The organism is bacterium, assembly GCA_021372535.1.
Lineage (GTDB): Bacteria > Latescibacterota > Latescibacteria > Latescibacterales > Latescibacteraceae > JAFGMP01.
Window position 1 is genome coordinate 1 of the sequence record JAJFUH010000215.1, and the last position, 23,654, is coordinate 23,654.

Consider the following 23,654-nt stretch of genomic DNA (forward strand, 5'->3'; position numbering starts at 1 on the left):
CGCCGTAGTGTTCGCCGGAGGTTATCAGCACCGTTGGTTTGCTGCGGAAAAGAAAATAGTGCGGATTACCAGTGTGTAAAGAAATTGGTACGGAGGGGCTATTGCGAAGAGTACGATACGGGGCGCATTGAACAACGAATAATACCAGAAATACCAGTTTAATGATTTTCATGTTTTGTCTTCCTCATGTAATTGGAGCGTCGAACGTAGAGAGTTTTTATCTGTATTGTAGAAGACATTTTAGTTAAAAAACTTCACGGTTTCATCTTCTGAGTACAACGCTATCGAATCTGTCTGAATCGCTTTCTTTAAATATATCATAAATCACACTTTGAGCAAAATGGTTATAAATTAAAAAGTCATATCTATTAATGCCTGTATGATAAAGCAAAATTTCCTACCGGCTCATGATCACCCTCGTCATAATTTCCCATCCCGAAACGCCAACGGTATTATTCGCCAGCACACGGTTCGCGGGGAAGTTGTATTCCTGTTTCCGTGGGAACGTGCCGAGTGATTTACCATTGACATACGGGGAACAAGAACTCATATTACAACATTGGTTTTGCTGTTTTTTTGAGAAATTTTGTTCAAATAAATTTAAAGAATCGAGTGTCAGTTTTTTTGTTTTTTTATTGATTCTTTAATCATGCAGCATGAGACAACACAGGTAAAAAATGTTGTTTTTGCATATCCTTACGGTTATCTGCTCCATTGCATACCCCGGAGGTTTACCATGAATGTGCTCATGTTTCTTCTCATTGCAGTGATTGCCTTCTTTCTCGCAAGCCGTTTTTATGCACGGTATGTTGCACGACTCATCGGTGAGGAGCCGAATCACACCACTCCTGCGGTAACAAACAATGACGGCCGTGACTATGTTCCGACCCGGAGTTTTGTCGTATTTGCCCATCATTTTTCATCCATCGCAGGAGCAGGTCCTATTCTGGGTCCTACCATGGCCATTCTCTATGGGTTCATGCCTGCATGGCTCTGGATTGTGCTTGGTGGAATTTTTATCGGCGCCGTTCATGATTTCACCGTTCTTTTCACGAGTATGCGTGAGGGCGGTAAATCCATGGCTATCGTGGCGCGGAGAACTCTCGGCAAAGCAGGTTTCGATCTCTTTATCGCCTTTACCATTCTATTGATCGTGCTGGTTACCTCATCGTTTCTATCAGCGACAGCGATATCTCTTACTTCTCTCTGGCCCCTTGAGAAGATCGGTGTCACCGAGGGCAAAACGTTTCTCAAAACCGTGATCGTCGATGGTGTCGTCATGGGAAGAATCGGCGGCATTGCATCGATGTCGGTCATTATAATCACGATGTGTTCGCCGCTCATCGGGTGGTTGATTTATAAGAAGGGTATTAAAACTTATTTAGCCCATACCCTGGCAATAACCGTATGCGTCGTATCGGTGCTGGTCGGGATACAATATCCGGTAACGCTTTCGCCAAAAGTATGGATGATCATCATCTCGATTTATGTGCTTTTTGCCGCCGGATGGCCGGTCTGGATGGTCCTGCAGCCGAGAGACTTTATCAATGCCCATGTGCTCTATTTCGGCATCGTGCTTATGGTTCTTTCCGTACTGCTTTCCGGTTTCGGGGGTTATACCATTTCGACGCCGTATTTCAATGTTGCAGACGGGGTACAGCACCTGGGACTCCTGTGGCCCATGATGTTCATCACCATAGCATGCGGGGCGATTTCCGGGTTTCATTCACTTGTCGCGGGCGGAACAACCTGCAAGCAGCTCTCGAATGAGTGCGCCGCCCGGCATGTCGGGTACAACGCCATGCTCCTTGAATCCGCTCTGGCAGTCTGTGTATTGATAGCCATCGGTGTCGGTTTGAATTTCGTGGACTACAAAGCCATTGTCTGGCCTTCCGAACCGGGTGTTAAATCAAACCCGATTCTCGGATTCTCTCTCGCTGCCGGATATCTTTTTAACAAAGGACTCGGAATACCCCTTGCGCTCGGGACGGTGTTCGGGATTTTGCTCGTTGAGGGATTTGTCGTTACCACACTCGATACGGCTATCAGGCTCAACCGGTATCTGTTCGAAGAGCTCTGGACAATTCTGTTCAAGAATCCGCCAGCTCTTGTTCGGAGCTACTGGTTTAATTCAGGCCTGTCCGTCGTTTTGATGTGGGTGCTCGCATATTCGAACGCTTTCAGCACTCTATGGCCGATTTTCGGCGCCGCAAACCAGCTCCTCGCAGCTCTTGGATTGATTGCTGTTTCGGCATGGCTGCTCATGAAGGGGAGGAAATACTTCTTTGCGCTTGTTCCTGCCGTTTTCATGGTTGTAACTACTCTGGCGTCGCTGATAATACTCTTGCGGAATTACATAAGCAAGTCGAATTACATCCTTATGGTGACGGATATTCTGCTGTTTATTCTTGCACTGGCTGTAGTCGGACTTGCGATCCGGACATTCTTACGTCCCGTGAAAGTCGAATCAGGGGAGGCCTGAGTTTCAATCCGGTGACAATACGGCGCTGAGGTATTTCATCGTGTGCATTCATGAATCGGTGGAATACTCTATCAGCGGTTATTGAACAGCGTCTGCGAGGTATACTGAAATATTATTTCACCAAAGTGATAATTTTTTTGAATTCTTCGCCCTCTGCTGTTTCGAGAAGTTCGAACAATGCCGTCTCGACGCTGGTGATGTGACCGCCGGCGCGTTCGATTTTTGTGAGACCGATGTGCTTGTTTGAGGCTGTCCGCGAGGAAACTGCATCCTCTACGACATGGGTTTCAAAACCCTGGTCGAGAAGATCCATGGCAGTCTGGTATATGCATACATGCGTTTCTATTCCGACGAGCAGGACCTGGTCACGACCGGAAGAGGCGATACTTTCCCTGATTGCCGGTTCTTTGAGTGATGAAAACGTTTTTTTCGGCAGCGGCCTGAATCCTTCAAGGTGAGCCGCAACTTCCGGCACCGTGGGGCCGAGACCTTTCGGATACTGTTCTACCCAGAGAATGGGAATCCGGAGAATCCTGATTCCGTCAATGATTATTCCTGTATTTTTGTAGAGCGCATCACGTTCATGCATGAGATTCGCCAGGTTTCCCTGAATATCGGTGACAATCAGGATTGTTCTGTATTTTTTCAACATCTTGGCTCCCTGTGATTTCCAATGAGCAGTTATTATACACTATGATATTTTACGTAATATCTGCATGTGGTACAACATCTTTTTCAATTATCTCAACATTATCAGCGGTTTCATTTTTTATCGGTGTTACTGTTTGAGTCCGTATCAATGATAAAAAAACCGGGCGGGATAATCAGGAATATTCGCAGATTTGTATAGGTAAAAATAATTTTAATACGAATTACGAATAATTGCTAATATGTTTAAATAATATAGTATATTTCTTCCTGAAACTTATTGTTTATTACCTTTTCTCAATCCGGGCTGTCATAAAAAGAAGAAAGGACATCTCCTTCAGATATTCTATACCGTTTCATACTTTTAAAGCGTTGTGATAAACACCATTTACGTGTATATAAGCTGTTAATGGTTGGTACGAAGTGCCTATTCCCGATTAATGATGCGGGAACATGTTTACATGCCTGTGACAGCAGCAAAACGACACATTTCGTTATGAGGTGCGAAAAAATATACTTTTTCACAGCCCTCCTGGTCTTGAAGAGAAAAGAATAATTTCAAAGGTGTTTTTAAAAATGGGGGAATAACCGGAAATAATTTTTATACTTGTTATTGTTGACATTATTTATTATAAAATGAAATGTCTGTAGATGATTTTTCTCCTTCAGGGAATGTATCGATGGGGAAAAACAGATATGCCTGCTGGACCGTATAAGACACTGTAATGGTAATAATTGGATTATCCCCCCGGTTATCGAATAATGATTGAATTGTTCACTTGGAATAAAAAATATTGCATGGTATATTTATTGTTTAAAGAGGTTTTTAAAAAAGCATCTTATGATAGTAATATTATTTGATATCAAGTACTCGTAAATAAGTATAACGTGCTGTTCCTTAAAGATAATTATCCATACATCCGGAATAAAAATGCAAAACGGTAATACAATTATCTTCGTCAGTACCAATTCATCCGAATATGCGATGTTCGATGAATATTTTACTTCCAAAGGATACAATTTTATAGTTGTGGACGAACCCCGGTCAATACTTAAGCATATAAAGACGCATCAACCCGATGTTATTATTGTAGACAATTCGCTTAAGGACGTTACCGGAGCCAGTTTGATTGTTGCCCTCAGGAAAAGAGGGCTTAAAATGCCTATTTTTGTCATTGCTAAGTTTATTGACAAACAGCTCCTGGACAGCCTGCAGGAATATGATGTCAGCGATTTTTTCCCAAAGCCGGTTGAATTTGATAAATTGGAGTCGCTTATCAGTTCGACGATCCCCGCAAAAAAGAAACCGGTTGTATCGCAAGGGGATGTGCGGGCTTCCGGGCCGCCTTCGATTCTTGTTATAACCGAGAACGAGGATATTATCAATGAACCTTCGACTTTTGTACCGGGAGACCTTTTACAAAAGCGGAAATTCAGGGTAATTTCAAAGTCTGATTGGCAGGGATCGATCGATGCGTTGAAAAAACCAGCCAATAACGTTCGGGTGATAGTCGTAGATGCAACGAATGAAGACAAAACACTGGTAATGACACGGCTGCTCAGGATTGTCGTAGCAAAACTCAAGATACCGGTTTACTTTTTTACCGATGTTTTCTCACCGCAGTTAAAGGAATCACTTATCAAACTGGGATTTGATAATTTTGTTGTTCGAAATGAATCGGGTACGGATAATCTTCAAAACAGTCTTGATGCGGCATTAGTAAACAGACCTGACGAGAAAAAAGCCCAGGTATTCCAGCAGCGACGTAAGATAATACGGGATATCAGCTCAATTAAATCACTACCGCCACTCCCGGATATTTTTCTCAGGGTTGAGAAACTCGCTCGCGACCCGAATGCGACCGTTAACGATTACAGCGGAGTTATCGAGCTTGATCCCGGGATAACGGCACGGCTTTTAAGGATGTCGAATTCCGCACATTTTTCATTCACGCGAAAAATCAAATCGGTCGGGGATGCGGTCGCTCTCATGGGAACCCGTGAGATACTCTCTCTCGTGCGTCTGGCATGTATAACGGGAACACTGAGAACGAGTCCTGAAGTCGAGACAGCGGTGAAAAAGGTCTGGGAACAATCTGCGTACTGTGCGATTACAGCGCAGATGATATATGAGAAAACAGAAATCTCGAAATTACCGGGACTCGATGATGATCTCTTTATCGCCGGTATCATTCATGATATCGGTAAAATTGTACTCTGGAAATTCTTTCCAGACATATACATGTCGTTCATGCTCAATCCCGAAACAGGCGAATTCCCTCAAATTACCGAAGAGGAACAATTTCTGGGTATATCACATTCCGGGATAGGCGCTACACTTGCCGAACACTGGCATCTTCCTGATTTTTTCAAAGACGTCATTGCATTTCATCATTCACCGATGTCCAGACATGATTCCGAACTGGTGATGATAATTCACATAGCGGATTTTTTAAGCATTCTGAATAAGAGTGAAACGCCTGAGAGTATTGAAAACAGAATAGATACTAAGATGCTTGATAAAATCGGCTATACTGCCGAGAAATTCCGTGATCTTGGCCGTGAACTTGCACCGGTTATCAAAGAAAAAGCCGAGCGTGCCGCACGGATGATTACCGGGTGATAGAGCTTCCCGGTCTCCTCCTGTAGTGAGCGATATTTAGTTCTGAATATCCTGTCCTGATTATTTCCATTCACATCAGTCTGCCGGTATAAGTATCTTGAAATACTTCCTCCTTTTACATATATTATCATATGTTTTGGTTGCCCTTATTAATCGCATGCGGGAACAGATATGAATAAATCAAAAGTAGCAGTATTGCGAACATCACCGGAAACGGTACTTGATGATTATCAGCGTCTGTGCGAACTGGCCGGCATGGACAAGGCGCTTGACAAGTCTTCCGCCACTATCCTGAAGGATAACATAAGCTGGCATTTTCTGTATCCCGGCGCAAATACTACCCCATGGCAGCTTGAAGGTACTATTCTCGCTCTTGAAAAGCAAGGGTTTCAAAATCTGGTCGCTGTTCACAATAAAACCGTTGTGACCATTGCCGATCAGGGGGATCGCTACAATAAATTCGGCCCTGTGTTGAAGAAGTACAATATACCGGTCAAGTATAACTTTGATAACGGGGATATGCAGTGGATCAGGTATGAACCACGTGCGGCCATGGCTGTTTTAAACCGTATTTTCCCCGATGGTATTTATATACCCGATTTCTTTATCGGTAAAAACATCGTTCACTTTCCCACAGTCAAAACACATTCTTATACGGTTACTACGGGCGCCATGAAGAATGCGTTCGGCGGCCTTCTGAGTGAACATCGTCACTACACCCATACATGGATTCATGATACGCTCGTGGACCTTCTGGCGATACAGAAGGAGATTCACACCGGTATTTTCTGCACCATGGACGGTACGACTGCCGGGAGCGGGCCCGGGCCCCGAACGTTGGTTCCGTATCAGAAGGATGTCATTTTTGCATCGAGCGATCAGGTTGCTATTGATGCCGTAACCGCAATGGTTATGGGATTTGAACCCATGAGTATCCCCTATATTGCCCATGCAACGGGTCGCGGGCTCGGACAGGGCGATCCCCGGTCAATTGAAATAGTCGGTATGCCTGAAGTATTGAATGAACGCTGGAATTTCAGGGTCGGATACAATCTTAACACCGGCGTAAGCATGTTGCTTTTGAGAACCCCCCTGAAAATTTTCCAGAAACTCCTGTTTCATACGCCGCTTGTCAATATCTTCATATTTGCCAGCGAGTTCTACCATGACCGTTTCTGGTACCCTCTCAAAGGCAGGAAAATCGTTGAACGGTGGCTCGATGAAAGCCCATGGGGGAGACTGTTTGGAGACTATCCTGAATAAATTCATACATATACCCCGTCGTTCCTTCCTATTACACTGCTATTTCTTCATGCGACTTCTTTCTTGTTTAAACTAATTTCAAATAGTATATTTATCTATTGTATCTTTCTTGATTTTTGTATGCAACTTTTTGATGAGTTCAGATGTTTTAAAAAAAGTATGCATCCATGTGGTGGAAAGACTCTCAAGAAGTTGTTATGGATGGGGGAATGTATGAAACGACTGTACGTGATACTTACTATTCTGGGTTGTATTTTTTTTACCGGGTCTGTCGCTGGTGCTCTCTCGTATTCAGGGATGGTAGTCAACGATATAGGCCGGCCTGCCGCATCTGCCACGGTTACTATTGAAAATCTCGCTGATTCGGCGATGAAATTCACCGTTGTTACCGATACCACCGGAACATTCCAATTCGAGCTTTCGCCTTCCAGAGTGGCTGAGAGTTCCTCGATGCCGTTCGGACTTTATGGAAATTTTCCCAATCCATTTAATCCGCGGACGAGAATTTCTTACAGCATCGGAAGTTCCTCGGAGGTTCATTTTGATATATACAATATCGTCGGACAGCATGTACGGACGATGAGCGACGGTTATCGCGAGCCGGGTTTTTATACTGTTTTCTGGGATGGCACCGATGATTTCGGTAAACCATGCTCGGCTGGTGTCTATCTGTACCGTATGATTGCGGGAAGCCGCTCACTTTCTTCAAAAATGCTTATGATGGATTCGGCTACCGCTTCATGGATACCGAAAAAAAGCATCCCTGCGGGTGTGTATAAAAACAGCGAAGATATCCTCTATCTGGTAACCGTAACCCATCCCGATGCCGAAACCCTGGTTGTCGGTCCCATGACCATTGTGGACGGAGCCTATGATGTTTTAACTGTCATACGATTCATGGACAAAATGCAGCTCGTCCATAAAAATACGTATACACGGGGCAGTATCTGGTATCATTATACCCGTCCCCTTCATCAGGTCAAGATCACCCGTGATTTTTACATGGATAAATACGAGACGACTGCCGAACTGTTCAGTAAAGTCATGAATCATGCTCTGGGCCGTGGAGCCCTGAGGATCGACTCGCTCGAGGTACATAATACGGAAGGCAATGAACAGCTCCTTTTCAAGCTTGATACGCCCGAGAAAACCACCAATATCGGAATCGTATACCAGGATGGGATTTTCAAGATGAAAGAAGGGCATGAACGCCTCCCGATGTCCTATGTCACCTGGTATGGCGCCGTATTTTACTGTAATGAACGCAGTCTCATTGATGGTTACCGGCAGTGTTATGATCTTACTGACTGGAGCTGTGACTTTGATGCTCCCGGGTATCGGCTTCCGACCGATGCCGAATGGGAGCTTGCTGGTGCATGGACCGATGGCCGCGAATATGCATACGGTCCCGATCCCGGAAACTGGTATCCGATGAATACGCAGCTTAATGCCGATGGATTCGATGATGTGATGTCGCCGGTAGGCTGGTTTTCCCCGCAGGGCGATTCACATGACGGTGTGAGCGATATGAGCGGTAATGTGTACGAGTGGGTATGGGACTGGCAGCAGTATTATCAGGAATCATGGGCTGATTCACTCCTCGTCGATCCCCTCGGCCCGGATAGCGGTATAAATAAAACAGCCAAGGGCGGGTCCGCTTTCGGATGCTTCCGCGCGGGAAGGGTTGCGGACAAGGCGAACATCCCCCTGGCCCGTGCATCCGGGGAGATCGGTTTCCGTACCATTCGTCTTGCCGAGGGATATAAGGATTGAACCGCATCACCCGTGAGGCAGCAGATGAAAGAGCATTCGGATCAGATGGTTCCGGTTTTTTTGATACATAATGAAATCCACTATCCGTAATACATGCCGGAATGGGTTCGGCATGATCTGTTGGGTTTCATTGTATCCCCTGCGCGGGAATGCTGACCATGAAAAGGAGAATGTGATATTTTAAAGTCACTCGTGAACAGTATGGGTTTGCCGGCTGACAGACTGAGCAGCCGTGTAATCAATACCAGGAAGATATTCTGGGGTCTCGTCGTATTCGAATTGATTACCATGGTTGTTATTCTTTTCGGCGACAAGATTACATGGGCGTATTTTGCCGGCATTACGTTAACTCCTTTTCTGGTAATCGGTATTCCTATTGAGCCTGCCCTGGGTGTTGTGGCAATGATTGTCTCAACGGGATTTGATTTTCTTGGAAAGATCGCCGAAGCATCCGATCAATCGATTATACGGCTCACCTATTTTCATCTCGCCATGGTGCTGACATTGTTCAGTGTTTTTCTTCATCTTCTCCTGAAAAAGAAAATTGCTATCCCCGTAACATCGCTCTGGCCACCGTTACTCGCGTTTCTTTCGGTTATGATGATCTCGATTATCTACTCTCCGGATTTCGATTCGGGGTGTTTCGAGGTCGCCCGGATGATATTCATGGCCCTTGTCACGCTGGTTATTATGGTCCTTACGAACAAAAAGTGGCGGGCATATCTAATTTTATGGACTATAATACTGGTTCCTTTTTTAGTTTCCGTTCTTTCGATATATCAGTTGCTCAATGAGGGGTCGATTTTCGCTCCGATTGTCCGTAAGGTAGCCACGGAGCTCGGAATGCCCGTTTACCGGTCAACCGGGACATTCAGCAATCCCAATGCGCTGGGTTGTTTCCTCATGGTCGGTATTATACCCGCATTTGCTCTTTTATTTCAGAAGAAGCAATCACTATTCCTGCGGATATTGCTTATAACCTCGATTGGTGTTACCGGTGTGGCTCTCCTTATATCATTTTCACGGGGATCGTGGCTTTCAACGCTCGCCGGTGTTTTGGTCGTGGTCCTGCTTCATCGGAAATGGTCGTACATATTTTATTTTCTCATCGGGGCAGTAGCAGTGTTTGTGATTCTAGCAATAACACAGCCTGTTGTTGTCGAAGCGGTTTACGACAGATTCGGATCGATTTTTGATCCTTCGAGTGACCGGTCATCGTCGTCACGGCTCTCATTGATAAAATCAGCGATCTGGATGTGGGAGGAGAGTCCCATTTTGGGAGTTGGTGCAGGCGGTTTTGCCTATAATTCGTATGAATACATGGATCCCGATATGCCTGAAGGAATGATCTGGGTAAAAGAAGCACACACCATACAGGCAAAAATTCTTGCCGAGCAGGGCTTGGTCGGGATTACTGTCGCTGTCTGGCTGTTCTTTACCATCCTGTTTCATGGGATCAGAACGAGTAAATCGCTTGTCGATGATTTCCTTAAAAACGCTCAGATCGGATTAACATCACTGTTTGTGGGATTCATTGTGAATTTCACCTTTGCATCGGACCCCTTTAACAATATGTTCTGGCTGTCAATCGGGCTGCTGTTCGCTATTCCTCTTATAGAATCGATGAATCCATCCGAACCTGCCGGTGAAGCGGTCACGGTCTCGTGAAAAACGGTAGTGACAGGTCGCGACCTGCCACTACAATCACCTGATTTTAAAGGTTGATCGACCATGGGAATCCTTTTAACCGTTTTTTTTCTTTCGGGTGCATGCGCCTTGACATACCAGGTTATATGGATACGGCTGTTCGGGCTCGTTTTCGGCGGGACGGTGATTTCCATGTCGGTTGTGGTCGCCGCTTTCATGGGCGGCCTTGCACTGGGAAGCAGGTTGTTCGGTAAATATGCCCTGAAAGTGAAAAACTGTATCCGCCTGTACGGTATTCTCGAAATAATTCTCGGTGTTGCCGGATTGCTCGTATTTGGCGCGATTTCCATGCTTTCACGGTTTATTTATTCTCTCCCCTTTGATACTCATGCCGATACGGTTACCGGCGTCATTGTCCGGCTGGTCGTATCGCTCCTGATTCTCCTTGTTCCGACATTTATCATGGGTGGAACACTCCCCGTCCTTATCCGGGCGATTACGCAGGAAAAAAAGGATATCATCGTCAATACGAGTCTTCTGTATGCATTTAATACTCTCGGCGCAATGTTCGGCACACTTCTTGTCGGGTTCGTTCTGATCAGGTATATGGGAATAACCCGTTCCATCATTCTCGCCGTCAGTATCAATATTACCATGGGTGTTATCGCCCTCATGGTGAGCAGAAAATTCAAGTCGGCGCCTGTCGCGGATCAGGAAATTAAAAAGTCCAGAACACCGGCGCGGTCTGAAAAAGGAACACGATTCATCGTGACACTGGCGATTACAGGGTTTGTCGGTCTTACGCTCGAGATGGTCTGGCTCCGCATGCTGCTTCTCGTTTCGAACAATACCACCTACCTCTATTCGATCGTTATCACCATGGTTCTGTTCGGGCTTGGTCTGGGGGGCCTCATGCTTCCGGTACTCATACCTCAGAGAATGCGTAACGAACGTACATTCGGATACATACTGGCGGGTATCGCATTTACCATCGCGGCCGGTTTTATTCTTTATCCTTTTACATCGTCCGTTGCATACTCGACCAGTCCCGCTCTTTATATCACATTTATCAGGCTTTCCATTCTTACAGCCGTCCTCGTTTTTTTCCTCGGTTTCGCTCCGGTGTTTCTCATGGGGCTTTCGCTCCCGATAGGGGTAGGACTTTATGCCCACGAGCTCCGTGAGCTTTCCAACAGGGTCGGCATCATTTATGCGATAAATACCGCCGGTTCGCTTCTTGGCTCTCTTGCGACCGTATTCATACTCATTCCTCTTATCGGGATTACCGGAACCGTTATTCTCTGTATCACCCTGATTCTGATTCCCGCACTGTATTTTATCCATAAATCTCGTATGGGAAAAGATAATGTCACGCTGATTATCGGCACGTGTATCGTTGTTTTTTTCATCGGATTCCTTATCATGTGGCGTCTGAATATTCCGGCTTCGATTCTCGCCCGCCGTCTGACACCGGGTGAGTATGTCGAGTACATGAACGAGGGTCAGTCATCAACTATATGGATAACCAACAAGACAAACAGTTTCCGGAAAATCTGGATGGACAATCTGTGGGTTTCCAGTACATCGAGAGAAGGAACCCATGCGCTTCTGGCTCATTATCCGGTGCTTTTTCATAAGAACCCTGAAAAGGTTGCTGGAATCGCCTTCGGAACCGGTCAGACATTCGGCACATGCCTTCTCTATCCGATCGAGCGGATCGACTGTGTCGAGATCGATCCCGAGATCATAAAGGCATGCAGGGGCAGATTTACGAAAGAGAATCACGGGATACTCGAGGACTCCCGGAGCGAGATCATTATCGATGACGGCCGTTTTTTTCTTGCCGGAACAGACGAGAAATTCGATATCGTAACAGCCGAGCCGCTTCAACCTTATACGCGCGGCACGGTTAATCTCTATTCATACGAGTTCTACCATGCATGTAAACGGACGCTCGAACCCGGCGGTGTCGTTGCCCAGTGGATACCGATCTATAACAGCGGTGTCGCGGATACATGGAGCCTCATACGGACATTTGCCGAATCGTTCGACCATGTTCTCTTTTTCCTGAACGATGGCGACGGTATTCTTCTCGGATCGGATACGGAAATGCGCGTAGATCCTTCGAAACCTCTTCCCGACGGGGCTCTCAAAGACATGGTTCGTATCGAGAACGGGAGCATTTATGCCCTGGCCGGAAATTATATCTGTTCCCGCGCCAGACTGCTCGAAGCAAGCAGAAACTATCCGCTCATTACCGATGATATGCCCACCCTTGAATTTACCGCACCTATCTCTCACTGGAACGAAGAGACGACAGGACCTATCGAAATGCGTCGTCAGTTCTTACAAATAATGGAGCCCGTAGACCAGATATTCACCGGCACTGTTGACTGGGATACCGCCCGTAAATTCCAGGAAAGCAGGCGTCTTATCAACATGGGCTATATCGCTGAAAAAATGGGAGGATTTGAAAACGCCCATAAGCTGTACGAGCAGGCATTTATTACTAATAAACAGGATGTCCGCGCCATCAAGGCCCTGTTTTTGTTTCTCAGAAAATTCAACCGTCTCAATGAATTGCCGCCGGAACTCCGTGTTCTGGCCGGAACAAAACCTCCTGACCAGCAGTAAATACCCGCGCGTATCATCTTCAGGCGGCGAAGCCTGCTTCCAATACACTACAAGAATAGAAATGCTTCTTTTCCTGACCGGATTATTCTTTTACAGAGGTTTCCATCACCATCGCTTGACACAATTCATGAAGTATATTACACTATAGAGTGTATTGGAGGAAAGCCGGAGAAAGGTCGTGATGTTACCATGAAATATATTTCCTCATATCAGTCCGAAAATCTGTCGTCCACGGTTCCCCGCCGTCGTTTTCTTGGCCTCGGGCTGTGCGCGGCTGCCGCATACTGCGCGGGATGCGGAACGGCTGAAAGCGGCGATACGGTGTCATCCGGTTCTGCCGGACCTGTTGAAGCGCGGTTTTATGAAAAATTGCAGGATAAAATGACGCAGTGTCATGTCTGTCCTCGTGAATGCTTGATACAGGAAGGCGACAGAGGATATTGCGGCACACGTGAAAATCGCGGAGGAACGCTCTATACTCTTGTATACGGTAAGGTCGCGTCATCACATGTCGATCCTATCGAGAAAAAGCCGTTCTTCCATGTTTTCCCCGGAACAAAGGCATTTTCCATCGCCACGGCGGGATGCAACCTCAAATGTAAATTCTGCCAGAATTGGGAATTATCCCAATCGAAGCCCGAACAACTCCGTTCCCAGTCCATGACTCCCGAAGATGTGGCAAAAAGCGCGGTCAGATCCGGGTCCGTCTCGATTGCCTATACCTACAACGAGCCTACGGTTTTCACCGAATTTGTATATGACTGCGCCGCCGCAGGCAAAAAGGAAGGAATCCACAGCATCGTGATTTCCAACGGTTTCGTCAAGGCAGAGCCGGTCGAACGCCTCTGCGAGGTTATAACAGCCTATAAGGTTGACCTCAAGGCGTTTTCGAAACAGTTCTACAAGGATGTGACCGGCGGAGACCGTGACAGCGTTCTCAGCACAATCAAGCTCCTGAAAAAACGGGGGATATGGATCGAGCTCGTTCATCTGACCATTCCGACCCTCAACGATAACGACAGGGATTTCAATGCAATGGCTGACTGGCTCATGAGTGAAATCGGCCCGGATGTCCCTGTGCATTTTACCCGTTTCCATCCCATGTATCTCCTTACGAATCTTCCGGTTACTCCGGTCTCGACCCTTGAACGGGCTCGTTCGATTCTCATGGGTAAAGGCATGAGGTTTGTGTATGTCGGCAATGTACCGGGGCATCCCGGCGAATCAACGTACTGCCCGAAATGCGGCAAAACCGTTATCGAGCGCGGCGGATATTCAATCGGATACATCAATATTAAGCAGGGCGCCTGTGGTTTCTGCGGAACTCCCATCCCCGGTGTCTGGGCATAGAAAGGCGGCGGTCTTTATGACAAGGCTGACAATAACAATGGTTTTTCTGACGGTTATAACGGCGGCTATTGCATGTGACGGGCATACTGAAAATACTCAGGAGGGAAAAAAGATGACGACGAATAACATAAATCCCCATGACATCCGGCCATCGGCGCTTGCCGGAACCTGGTATGAGGCGGAACCGAAAGAATTACAGGCAACGATATCCCATTATCTGGAAAATGCAAAGGTAAGCCAGGGCCTTGGCCGGATCGTCGGTATTATCGTCCCCCATGCCGGGTATCGGTATTCCGGTCCCGTTGCAGCCTACGCATACCGGCAGATCAAGGGCAAGTCGTATGATACCATAGTGGTCATCGCGCCGAATCACGCCGATCCGCGCCTGCGGTTCAGTTCGGTGTACACCCGTGGTGCGTACACAACTCCCCTTGGCCAGGTTCCTGTTGATACCGAAACCGCTCAGGCCATTGTCGATTTTTCCTCAACCGATGATGTTCAGGCTTCCGATCTCGGGCATCTGAGCGATTATGGGGGCAGGATGGAACATTCTGTTGAGATTCAGCTTCCGTTTCTGCAGACGGTTGTCGGCAGCTTCAAGCTTGTTCCCATTGTGATGGGGAATCATGACAGTGTATCGGCCACGGCGCTTGGAAAAGCGGTTGCTTCCGCTGTGAAGGGAAAAAACGCACTCATCGTTGCCTCGTCCGATCTCTCTCATTTTCATGATGGCGCCACAGCGAAAAAGCTCGATTCCGTGGTTCGCGGATATGTCGAATCATACAATCCCGATGGTTTGCTGAATGCCCTGTCATCGGGGAAATGCGAGGCGTGCGGCGGAGCGCCCATAGCCGCTGTCATGATGGCTTGCAGGGAGCTCGGGGCAACGCAGGCGACTGTGCTCTTTATGGCTGACTCCGGTGATGTTACCGGCGATAATTCGAGTGTTGTCGGATATATGTCCGCTGCCCTGACTGTTCCCGGCGATACCGGAGGAGAGGTCAAAGTCGGTGTTGACCTCGGATTGACCGAAAGCGAAAAGGACGTGCTGAGGGGTGTGGTAAAACAGACGCTCGACAGCGTTGTCAACGGCGGTCAGGTTCCGAGAAATCTCGACCGGAACGGTAAGCTTGGCGAACGGTGGGGAGCGTTTGTAACCCTGACGAAGGATGGCATGCTCCGTGGATGTATCGGGCATATAATCGGTACGCAGCCACTCATCGATACCGTCGCGGAAATGGCGAAAGCCGCCGCGCTCGAAGACCCAAGATTCCCGCCGGTGAAACCCGATGAACTTCCCCGCATCGAGTTCGAAATCAGTGTGCTGACTCCCATCAGAAAAATAACCGATATCAATGAAATCCAGGTAGGCCGGGACGGCATCATTATTTCCCGGGGATACAATCGCGGACTGCTCCTTCCCCAGGTGGCCACCGAGTACGGTTGGGACAGGAAGACATTCCTCGAACATACCTGTCTCAAGGCCGGTCTCCCCAAAGATGCGTGGAAGGAATCGGGGACTGTCATTGAGATGTTCAGTGCCGAGGTTTTTAAATGACGGCATACTTCCCTGGAGCGGTTGTCACGAGGTGTTGATTCCCGCGCCTTTATCCCTGACCATTTCTCCATGAACAGGAGGACGGAGCGAAAACATTGAATTATCGCAGTATTTTCTTCCCCCTCTCCTGTTTACGGGAGAGGGGACAGGGGTGATGATGAACAGGACTTATTGATATGACGACCGTATCAACAGCGCCCCCGCTGTCGTACAGTTCAGCACAGCGAGAAATACGAGGACGGCGGTCATACCAAGAATGGGAATCATGAGGGATGCGGTTACGAGCGCGCCGATGGATGAACCGGCGAGATCGACGCTGTAAATAATCCCCCTGCCCGGATATTTGCTGGTTCCTGATTTTCTAAACAGGGAATCGGCGACGGGAAACTGGAGACCGCCGATAAATCCCGCAAGTGCGGTGATGATATAGAACATGATCTCAGCCATGAGAGAAGATGCTGAAGAATCGGTATGAAACCGCAGAAGGATAATCCAGATGAGTGGTAATAATGCCATCACGCTCTGGATTATCACAAGATTCTTTTTCCCTGCCTGTCCATTCTCGACTTTTCGTGAGCCGATAAGTGCGCCGTAAGCCAGACCGGCCATGTATGAACCGGTCAGAAGCGCAATCCTGCCATAGAGAAAACCGAAAATTGACTGATATGCCATTATCGCAAGCACCTCGAGCGATATTTCGGTTAATCCCACCGAAGCGACCGTCGCCATGATCGAACGCCTGTAAGCGCCTTTCCCCGGAAAAAGGGCAGCTCCTGCCGCCGCTGCCAGTCCGAGTACCATCACTGCAAAAAGGATGCCACGGGTTTCCAGCGGCTCGACAGGGCGCATGATACGGGATCTTTCGAGCTTTCCCTGGATCGTGGTGAGGGTGAAATAGCCTGCGGGCCGGGCATCCGAATTAATGAAAGGGTCGGGGACACTGTCGAGCGTCTTGTTGAACGAATCCATACGTTCCCTCGAAAGGGTATACCGGAGAAAATAATCACGCACATAAGCCGTTTCGACCCCGAGAGCCTCACGGCGCTGTGCAAGGTTTTCCCATCCGAGATTATCGAGAAGTCCCGCTGAATTCGACGCGAGGAAACGGCAGGTTATACCGGGCAGGATCGTTACGGACGTAAAGGATGTACGAAGGGTTGCGCGCATCGATGCAAGCAGGCGGGCAAGGTCGTCCGGGACATAATTTTCGGCGCCGGGGAAAGAAAAACCGAGCACACCGTTTTCCGGGAGGCGGCTGGCCGTGAGCCTGAAAAACTCCCGTGTAAAGTACCGGTTGGTCAAGCCGGACAGCGGCGGCGGCATATTCATGATGATGACATCGAATGTGGTGTGGGTGCGTTCGAGAAATGCCCGACCATCCATGAATATCGTTTCAATCCGCGGATCGGTCCTCCAGTTTTCCCTGAGGTATATATCGGCCAGCTTGAAAAGGTACGGGTCCAGCTCCACGCATGTGACCTTGTCCACAGTGCCGTATTTGAGAACTTCATCTGCCAGGCCGCCGGGACCGCCGCCGAGAATAAGCACATGGCCGTGTTTCGGAGCTGCCAGCATGGGAATGTGCACGGTATATTCGGCGGTTTCCTCGTCGGGTGCGCTGAAAAGCACCGAGGCATCTGAATAGAAAGTTTTTATCTCTCCGCGCTCGGTGACTCTGAGCCGTCCGTATTTTGTATCGATTGACCGGAGGAGTTTTTGCCCGGTATACATGTAATCGGAGGCCCGCGAATTTTCCCATACCATGGCAATGAGAACTATCATTGGCAGAACCAGTCCGATGATACTGACAAACCGTCTGGTTCTCACCGACCATGCCACGGCACCGGCGCAGGCAACAGCCGGGCAGATCAGCGCAAGGAGGTGATTGGAGAAAATGACGACAAACATGATGCTTATAACCGCGCCGGCGACAGCCGACCCGAAAGCCTCGATTGTAAACGCTTTTCCGGCGAAGGGATTATTCTTCTGTTCGAGGGTCTGGACGCCGAGGGTGAACAGCATTCCTCCAATCACGTTGAACGGGAGGAACGCAAGGCCGAGCGCGATGACCTGGAGATCGAACGGTACAAGCTCTCCGGGTGTCAGGCGGGCGAGGAAGGGAATGTCGGCAATGACCGTAACGCCGAGATATCCCATGACCCCATACCAGGGAAGCAGAGAGTGAAAACGGCGTTCCGGCGAACCGGTTCGGGATGCAAACCGGCTCATGATTCCGCTTCCGACGGCTGTCCAGAAAAGCCAGAACAGGAGCGCCGTTCCGATGGTCAGTTCGCCTCCGCGGAATGTGGCGAGCACTTCACGGAGGAATGCCGCCTGCGCGATCATTGCCAGAACACCGAGCAGAAATACCGAGAATTCCATAAGTTCCCTTTAACGGTACTCCGTATGAAAAAAACTACAGGAAATACTTATGTGCAATGCAGGAAATAAACGTATCCAGCCATGTGTTGTCAATGTCTTACTGTCTGTTATGGTCGTGTCAGAAAATATGGGAAGCGATAGTTACGAACGTAAAACTGACGAGCCACGCCAGCGTTATCGTATATATCACCATGAGAATGACCCATTTCCATCCTCCCGCTTCCTTTTTAACGGTTGCGAGCACAGCGATGCAGGGCACATAGATGAGTATGAACAGCATGAGGCCATACGCTCTGACCGGATTGAGATTCGGGTCCTGACGAAGCGCATTTTTTATTGTAAACTCTTCCTGGTGGTGGTTTCCGTTTTCAATGGTGTAGATAGTGGCCAGCGACGATACTATAACTTCCTTGGCTGCGAATCCTGCGGTGAGCGCTACACCAATCCGCCAGTCGAGGCCGAGCGGCCTGAGAGCGGGTTCGATGAATTTACCGATTTTTCCCGCATAGGTGGAACTGACAGGAACAGTATTCGGGTTTCCCGGTTCAGATGCCCCAACAGGCCCGGTTGATCGCGGAAACGACATGAGAAACCAGACAAAAACCGATAGTAAAAGAATCAGGGTGCCGGCTTTGCGGATATACATGTATGCCCGCTCCCATATATGGAGCAGGACGCTCCTCAGGGTCGGTATACGGTAGGGGGGGAGCTCCATGACGAAAGGAATTGTGGAGCCCTGAAAAGAGGTCAGTATTCTCGCCATTACCAGCGAAATGGCAATTCCGATGATGTAGAGGGAAAAGATGACATTTCCCGCTGCTTTCGGCGGGAAAAAAGTACTTGCAATCAGGATATAAACAGGCAGCCGTGCCCCGCAGCTCATGAACGGCAGGATAAACATGGTGATGAGACGCTCACGTTTGCTTTCTATGATTCTCGTGGCCATGATTGCAGGAACCGTACAGCCGAATCCGATGAGCATGGGAAGGAACGATTTGCCATGAAGGCCGAAGAAATGCATAATCCTGTCCATGATGAATGCGGATCGCGCCATGTATCCGGTATCTTCGAAAATCGATATGAAAAAAAACAGAATGATAATGTTCGGAAGAAAAACGAGCACGCCCCCGACGCCTGCTATGACACCTTCAACGATAAGTGACTTTAAAAGACCATCGGACATCATTGAACTCACACCATGTCCGAGCCATTCGAAAAAATTGCTGATCCATGCTCCGGGTATCTCTCCCATGGTGAATGTCGTCTGGAACATGATCCACAGGAGCAGAAGAAAAATGGGAAATCCAACCCACCGGTGCGTGACGACCGAATCGATTTTTTCCGATATCGACCGGTGAACGCTGACCTTTTCTTTTAGGCATTCCGCTGCAGCGCCTGTTGCAAAACCATAACGACCCGCTGTAACGATGCTCTGAGTAGCCCTGCCTTCGAGATGTTCGAGCCTGTTGCGAACAGTGTCCACTTCGTGGAGGTTATCACGGTCTATGCCGCATTCTCCTTCTTCGGGGCAGAACGACATTTCGTACAGCAGAACATTGACCGCGGCCCACCGCTCGTTGAACGGCGTTTTTCCCTGAATGACTGCCTGAACATCGGTGATGGCATGTTCCATCTCGTGGCTGTAGCGGGGAGGATTGCCGACAGCGGGAATCTCGTTACGGGCAGCCTTGAGCGCTGTCGCCATGAGCTCGGTAATCCCTTTTCCCCTGTTTCCCACTGTCTTCACGCACGGAACACCAAGTATGGTCGAAAGCTGACCGGTATCGAGCGTGTTACCGGAAGCTTCGAGTTCATCGTACATATTGAGAGCGATTACGACCGGTTTCCCGATCTCGATAATCTGGGAGACAAGGTAGAGGTTTCTTTTAAGTCTCGTTGCATCGACGACGGCGATGATTGCCGAAACATGAGAGGAGAGTATTTCCTGCCGCGCGACCGATTCATCGGGAGAAAACGGTGTGAGACTGTATGTGCCGGGAAGATCGATAAAATTGACAAGCGCATCATCGACACGGACCATCCCCTCTTTTTTCTCTACAGTTACTCCGGGATAGTTGCCGACGTGCTGACGTGATCCGGTGATGAAATTGAAGATGCTTGTTTTACCGCTGTTGGGGTTCCCTGCCAAAGCGATGACGATACCTTTTTCGTCCATGGTCAGTTTCTCCGACGCTTTCTATAACGAGCATGCTTGCCTCGCTTCTCCGCAGGGCAAGGAGGGTATCGAGGACTTTTATCTGAACGGGATCGCCAAGCGGCGCTGACCGTACCATCTCAATCATTACACCTTCGATTATTCCCATGTCCATGATTCGCTGACGGATCGACTCAGGCGCTGTAATTTCGTATATATACCCCCGTTCTCCGGGGAGAAGATCATTAACTGTTTTTGCATTCGTTTCTGAAGTTTTTTTCCTGTGCATGAGTATTTCCTGTCATTGTTCTTTTGCATTGCTCAGAGAGCGGTCTATGTATTCGTTCATCTTTTCAACGGTGCCACTGCTTAAAACGTGTTCGATTTTACAGGCATCCGTCTGCGCCGTTTGTTTATCGACACCGAGAACATCGCGCAGAAAGGTAAAGATCAGACTGTGCCTGGAGGCTACTTTCGCGGCATGGAAGTTTCCCGATTCGGTCAGTTCGATATACTCGTATTTTTCATGCTCGATAAGTCCGCGGGCTTCAAGGTTTTTCAGCGCTCCGTTCACGCTCGGCATGGTTACCCCAAGCTTTTTTGCCACATCACGGACACGGACGGCACGTTTGGATTTGTACAGTTCAAAAATCGCTTCAAGATAGTCTTCCAGACTCGCGGAGAGTATCATGGCTCTTTCTCCTTATGAGCTTTCTTTCCGGTATAGTATCAAAAATGTTAGGAGTGCCTAACTATCGTAGTATAACAAAACATTTGTGAAAAATCAAGCTTGTTTTTTATGGGTATCTTCGGAGGGCGGTGAAAAAGATACTTTTTCACACACCCGCTAATGAAACGTGTTGTTTTGTTACTGTCAAAGGCATGTAAATTGTTACTACGTGCCGAACCGTGGCAGCCAATTTCCAGACATGTGGTGTTTCAGGGGATTTTCGAAAAGGTGTTTCTGGCGCTGCTGTTATTCCGCAGAATTGATTTTCCGCGGGGCGGCGGGAAGACGGACGGTAAAGGCGGTTCCTTCTCCTTCCTGGCTCTGGACTGAAATCGTCCCGCCGTGTTTTTCAACAATGGCTTTCGTAATCGACATTCCGAGACCGGTACCGGATGTGCTGAACTTTTTCGCATTCGAGGCGCGGAAAAAGTCGGTGAAGATTTTCGGCAGGGCGTCTTCCGGGATACCGATACCCGTGTCCGCGACAGTGAGAAAAACATCGCCGTTTTTTGCGGTGATTTTAATGGTTACCGACCCGTTTTCCCGTGTATACCGTATGGCATTCGACACAAGATTGGATACCATATGTTCGAGATGTTCGCGGCTTCCCAGAACAGGCGGGATATCGGGGTCAGCCTGTACGGATATTCGGATGTTTTTATCGAGCGCCTGGCTCATGTATATTTCGACGGTTGCGGTGACAATGGGAAGGAAATTGAGCGTCTTGAACTGCATGGTGATCTGTTTGAGGTTGCTGATCCGTGAAAATTCGAGAAGTTCCTGGATAAAACTGATCAGGTCTTTCGTGCGTTTCGGAATACGTTCGAGTGTCTGTTTCACCGATGGTTCGATTTTATCGCCTTGTACCGAGAGGAGCGATGTAACAAGACTTTCAATCGATGCTATGGGGCTTTTGAGATCATGGGCAACTACATCGAGGAACCGTGATTTTTCCATTTCGAGACGGCGGACTTCATCGAGTGTGACTTCCAGCTCGATTCTATGAAGCCGCAGACGTTCCATAATGGAAGAAGCCAAGTACACGGTGATGTAGAGCGCCGAGGGCACCGCACTGATCATGCTGATAATAAACAGCGGTGTCGTGTGATATTTGGCCTGAAATAGAGCATAATGCTTCAAAATGCCCTCTCCCTCGAACAGCGTCATCGCGCTGAACATTACCGCTGCCAGAGATGCCTCTGTATATGCTGCCGGTTTCGAGAGCAGGATAGTTGAAAGAATGGTATGGAAGAAATAATAGAATACGAACGGATTTGTTGCGCCGCCGCTGAAATGAAGCATGAGCGTGAGGAGAACAAGGTCTATGTTGATTTGGACCGTGATGAAGCGAACCAGCCGTTTCGACATGGTTTGTTTGTCGCCCGAACCTTCGATACGGGCATACCGGTAGTAGAGAACATAGAGGATGTTACAGACCAGAAGAAGTGCTGTCAACACCCAGAGAGCACGAAAGTCGAAGGTCTTGATATGAAAAACAGTCCGGGATGCTATGAGCGCTATCGAGACTCCTGTTATGGCAATAAATCTCATTGCAAGGAACCACTTTGGCCGCCATATGTATGGCTCCTGCGGAGAGGTTATTACCCTGACGGAATTGGTTGCAGTCTTCGAAGACGCGTTCATTTTCCTTCATGAGCTCCTGTTTTATAATAGTAATTTAATACTTTTAAGATGTTTATGCAAAAAAAATCAGGGGATGTATGATTGACATACACCCCCTGCGAACCATGATTTTTAAAAACACTTTTACCAGGCAAACAGAGTTTCGAAGAACAGGACATTGTTGTCGGCTTCAGCCCAGCCTTTTTTAGCATCTTCAGTCTCACCGTTTATAAGACCTTCAAGGCGCAGATGAATGCGAGGATGAATTTTGTATACTGCCGAAAGCATGATTGAATTCACATCCTGAAGCTTGTCGTCATAGGACATCATGCCGTAACGGGCGTACAGACCGATTTTGTCCTTTTCCCAGCCGACAAGTCCTTCAGCGCCGAAATGATCGAGGTCTTCCACGGTACCGTCGTATATCTTGACGTTTACGGTTTGCGCCATGGTGAACTGACCCTGAATGAGAAGGCCGTTTTCCATCTTCAATTCGCCATCAACACCATACCGGGATTTTGCACCGGTTACACCTTCTTTCGGATCGCTCATATAGGCGTCGACGCCGACATTGAGCATCTTGTTCTTCCACCCGAGCCGTGCGCTGACACCGACGCGGTCGAATTTGCTGTCATCCGTATCCCTGTCGCAGATGGGGATATCGATCCCATCAATCATTACGCCGCCTTCCGTAGTCACAAAATCAGGGAGCTGCCTTGATTTGCACGAATACGGATTAACAATCGCGACTGCCAGCTGGAGGTTTTCTCCAAAATTCGAAAACGT

Annotated in this window: 15 protein-coding genes; 8 read left to right on the forward strand and 7 right to left on the reverse strand. The window is 48.1% G+C overall.

Translation table 11 applies throughout. The features are described from left to right. The first annotated feature begins 736 nt into the window (after positions 1 to 736). Positions 737 to 2,482 carry a carbon starvation protein A gene (locus LLG96_18445; GenBank protein ID MCE5252186.1) on the forward strand — a complete coding sequence of 582 codons (1,746 nt, stop codon included), beginning with the start codon at positions 737 to 739 and terminating at the stop codon, positions 2,480 to 2,482. A 112-nt stretch (positions 2,483 to 2,594) separates the two neighbouring features. Here the strand turns inward: LLG96_18445 and LLG96_18450 are convergent, their stop codons facing one another. Further along, positions 2,595 to 3,134: a hydrolase gene (locus tag LLG96_18450; protein MCE5252187.1), complete on the reverse strand. Its 540-nt coding sequence runs from the start codon at positions 3,132 to 3,134 to the stop codon at positions 2,595 to 2,597. Between the two features lie 981 nt (positions 3,135 to 4,115). Here LLG96_18450 and LLG96_18455 point away from each other — a divergent pair. From LLG96_18455 to amrB, 7 genes are all read left to right on the forward strand, one after another. After that, the gene (locus tag LLG96_18455) at positions 4,116 to 5,753 is read left to right on the forward strand and encodes a response regulator (GenBank protein ID MCE5252188.1); all 1,638 of its coding nucleotides are present in this window, start codon (positions 4,116 to 4,118) and stop codon (positions 5,751 to 5,753) included. A gap of 171 nt (positions 5,754 to 5,924) precedes the next feature. Further along, positions 5,925 to 7,016 carry a DUF362 domain-containing protein gene (locus tag LLG96_18460; protein MCE5252189.1) on the forward strand — a complete coding sequence of 364 codons (1,092 nt, stop codon included), beginning with the start codon at positions 5,925 to 5,927 and terminating at the stop codon, positions 7,014 to 7,016. Between the two features lie 213 nt (positions 7,017 to 7,229). Then, a complete protein-coding gene (locus LLG96_18465) occupies positions 7,230 to 8,789 on the forward strand; it encodes an SUMF1/EgtB/PvdO family nonheme iron enzyme (GenBank protein MCE5252190.1) in 1,560 nt (519 codons plus the stop codon). 201 nt (positions 8,790 to 8,990) lie between these two features. Continuing rightward, positions 8,991 to 10,457, forward strand: coding sequence for an O-antigen ligase family protein (locus tag LLG96_18470; protein ID MCE5252191.1), 1,467 nt, complete (start codon positions 8,991 to 8,993; stop codon positions 10,455 to 10,457). 63 nt (positions 10,458 to 10,520) lie between these two features. After that, positions 10,521 to 13,070 (forward strand): hypothetical protein, encoded by a 2,550-nt coding sequence (locus LLG96_18475; protein MCE5252192.1) that lies wholly within the window; start codon positions 10,521 to 10,523, stop codon positions 13,068 to 13,070. Between the two features lie 189 nt (positions 13,071 to 13,259). After that, positions 13,260 to 14,420 (forward strand): AmmeMemoRadiSam system radical SAM enzyme, encoded by a 1,161-nt coding sequence (amrS, locus tag LLG96_18480; GenBank protein MCE5252193.1) that lies wholly within the window; start codon positions 13,260 to 13,262, stop codon positions 14,418 to 14,420. 16 nt (positions 14,421 to 14,436) lie between these two features. Beyond that, the gene (gene amrB / locus LLG96_18485) at positions 14,437 to 15,978 is read left to right on the forward strand and encodes an AmmeMemoRadiSam system protein B (protein MCE5252194.1); all 1,542 of its coding nucleotides are present in this window, start codon (positions 14,437 to 14,439) and stop codon (positions 15,976 to 15,978) included. Between the two features lie 168 nt (positions 15,979 to 16,146). On the opposite strand, the gene LLG96_18490 is transcribed toward amrB, so the two are convergent. From LLG96_18490 to LLG96_18515, 6 genes are all read right to left on the reverse strand, one after another. After that, positions 16,147 to 18,360: a methyltransferase gene (locus LLG96_18490; GenBank protein ID MCE5252195.1), complete on the reverse strand. Its 2,214-nt coding sequence runs from the start codon at positions 18,358 to 18,360 to the stop codon at positions 16,147 to 16,149. 118 nt (positions 18,361 to 18,478) lie between these two features. Continuing rightward, positions 18,479 to 20,536, reverse strand: a complete 2,058-nt coding sequence (gene feoB, locus LLG96_18495; GenBank protein MCE5252196.1) for a ferrous iron transport protein B — start codon at positions 20,534 to 20,536, stop codon at positions 18,479 to 18,481. Next, a complete protein-coding gene (locus LLG96_18500) occupies positions 20,484 to 20,804 on the reverse strand; it encodes a ferrous iron transport protein A (protein ID MCE5252197.1) in 321 nt (106 codons plus the stop codon). The genes feoB and LLG96_18500 overlap by 53 nt, the downstream gene beginning before the upstream one ends. A 12-nt stretch (positions 20,805 to 20,816) precedes the next feature. Continuing rightward, entirely contained in the window at positions 20,817 to 21,206 is a 390-nt protein-coding gene (locus tag LLG96_18505; protein MCE5252198.1) for a metal-dependent transcriptional regulator, read from the reverse strand. 285 nt (positions 21,207 to 21,491) lie between these two features. Next, positions 21,492 to 22,889, reverse strand: coding sequence for a HAMP domain-containing histidine kinase (locus LLG96_18510; GenBank protein MCE5252199.1), 1,398 nt, complete (start codon positions 22,887 to 22,889; stop codon positions 21,492 to 21,494). 123 nt (positions 22,890 to 23,012) lie between these two features. Next, a partial coding sequence (locus LLG96_18515; protein MCE5252200.1) for a hypothetical protein occupies positions 23,013 to 23,654 on the reverse strand: 642 nt, incomplete at its 5' end.

Bases quoted from the DNA above. Each gene is read 5' to 3' on its own strand.
- LLG96_18500 (MCE5252197.1), bottom strand. From the start codon at position 20,804: ATGCACAGGAAAAAAACTTCAGAAACGAATGCAAAAACAGTTAATGAT.
- LLG96_18445 (MCE5252186.1), top strand. From the start codon at position 737: ATGAATGTGCTCATGTTTCTTCTCATTGCAGTGATTGCCTTCTTTCTC.
- feoB (MCE5252196.1), bottom strand. From the start codon at position 20,536: ATGGACGAAAAAGGTATCGTCATCGCTTTGGCAGGGAACCCCAACAGC.
- LLG96_18505 (MCE5252198.1), bottom strand. From the start codon at position 21,206: ATGATACTCTCCGCGAGTCTGGAAGACTATCTTGAAGCGATTTTTGAA.
- LLG96_18450 (MCE5252187.1), bottom strand. From the start codon at position 3,134: ATGTTGAAAAAATACAGAACAATCCTGATTGTCACCGATATTCAGGGA.
- LLG96_18510 (MCE5252199.1), bottom strand. From the start codon at position 22,889: ATGAACGCGTCTTCGAAGACTGCAACCAATTCCGTCAGGGTAATAACC.
- LLG96_18455 (MCE5252188.1), top strand. From the start codon at position 4,116: ATGTTCGATGAATATTTTACTTCCAAAGGATACAATTTTATAGTTGTG.
- LLG96_18470 (MCE5252191.1), top strand. From the start codon at position 8,991: ATGGGTTTGCCGGCTGACAGACTGAGCAGCCGTGTAATCAATACCAGG.
- LLG96_18460 (MCE5252189.1), top strand. From the start codon at position 5,925: ATGAATAAATCAAAAGTAGCAGTATTGCGAACATCACCGGAAACGGTA.
- LLG96_18465 (MCE5252190.1), top strand. From the start codon at position 7,230: ATGAAACGACTGTACGTGATACTTACTATTCTGGGTTGTATTTTTTTT.
- amrS (MCE5252193.1), top strand. From the start codon at position 13,260: ATGAAATATATTTCCTCATATCAGTCCGAAAATCTGTCGTCCACGGTT.
- amrB (MCE5252194.1), top strand. From the start codon at position 14,437: ATGACAAGGCTGACAATAACAATGGTTTTTCTGACGGTTATAACGGCG.
- LLG96_18490 (MCE5252195.1), bottom strand. From the start codon at position 18,360: ATGGAATTCTCGGTATTTCTGCTCGGTGTTCTGGCAATGATCGCGCAG.
- LLG96_18475 (MCE5252192.1), top strand. From the start codon at position 10,521: ATGGGAATCCTTTTAACCGTTTTTTTTCTTTCGGGTGCATGCGCCTTG.